Origin of the sequence: Achromobacter sp. ACRQX (genome assembly GCF_022346505.1) — a bacterium.
Classification (GTDB): domain Bacteria; phylum Pseudomonadota; class Gammaproteobacteria; order Burkholderiales; family Burkholderiaceae_B; genus Achromobacter; species Achromobacter animicus.
Genome location: NZ_JAKRML010000066.1, coordinates 1 through 1,315, shown reverse-complemented (window position 1 = coordinate 1,315; position 1,315 = coordinate 1). Strand labels below are relative to the sequence as shown.

Below are 1,315 nucleotides of genomic sequence, written 5' to 3'. Positions count from 1 at the left end.
TACCAAGAAAAAGACACCGCTGAGGGAACTGCCGGCGATTCCCGCCGAGCTGGTTGATCAATTCGTCAAAGGCCCGATGACCGCCGAGGCGGTGCAGGACCTGTCGATGGCGTTCAAGAAGGCGCTGATCGAACGGGCCCTTGGAGCGGAATTGGGCCACCATCTGGGCTACCCGGCGGGCGGCGAGCGCCCCGAGCAGGCCACCAATCAACGCAACGGCAAGAGCTCCAAGACGGTCCTGACCGATGATGGGCCGCTTCGGGTAGAGATCCCACGCGACCGCGATGGCAGCTTCGCCCCGATCCTGATCCCCAAGCACGAGCGCCGCTTTACCGGGTTCGACGACAAGATCATCGCCATGTACGCCCGCGGCATGACGGTGCGCGAGATCCAAGGGTTTCTGCTCGAGCAGTACGGCACGGAAGTCTCGCCGGAGTTCGTCAGCTCGGTGACCGACGCGGTGATGGACGAGGTCACGGCCTGGCAAACGCGGCCTCTGGAGACGATGTATCCGGTGGTGTTCTTCGACGCGCTGCGGGTCAAGATCCGCGAGGACGGCGTGGTGCGCAACAAGGCCGTGTACTTGGCGCTGGCGGTGTTGCCGGACGGCACGCGCGACATCCTGGGCCTGTGGATCGAGCAGACCGAGGGCGCCAAGTTCTGGATGAAGGTGTTCAACGAGCTCAAGACCCGCGGCACGCAGGACATCCTAATCGCTGTCACTGACGGTCTGAAGGGCATGGAGCAGGCGCTGAACGCGGTGTTCCCGGCCACAACGCTGCAGACATGCATCGTGCACCTGATCCGCTCCAGCCTGGAATACGCCAGCTGGAAGGAGCGCCGGACGGTGGCTGCGGCGCTGAGGCCGATCTACACGGCGGCGACCGTGGAGGCAGCGCTGGCCGCGCTCGTGCAGTTCGAGCAAGGCCCTTGGGGCCAACGCTACGCGCCGATCGCAGACGCATGGCGCCGGGCCTGGGACCGTGTGATCCCGTTTTTTACGTTCCCACCGGCGATCCGCAAGGTGATTTACACCACCAATGCGATCGAGAGCATTAATGCCCAACTGCGCCGCGCGGTGAAAACGCGAGGTCACTTCCCAAGCGATGAAGCCGCCACCAAGCTACTGTGGCTGGTCCTACGCAACATCACCGGGGCCTGGGGCAGCGCCACGCACGACTGGAAGGCCGCTATGAACCAGTTCGCCGTGATTTATGCAGAACGCTTCACTGACCCGTATCGCTGAGATAGCATCAATAAGCCTGATAGAACCAACTATCACGCTTCTAACGCCTCAAACACAAAAATACTGACA

At 62.5% G+C, this 1,315-nt stretch carries 1 protein-coding gene; it reads left to right on the top strand.

Features of this window, described 5'->3' with window-relative positions; genetic code table 11:
* Nucleotides 1–1,246, top strand: a 1,246-nt coding sequence (locus MHZ91_RS28170) for an IS256 family transposase (protein ID WP_370647904.1), incomplete at its 5' end; no start/stop codon positions are given.
* Between the last annotated feature and the right edge of the window lie 69 nt (nt 1,247–1,315).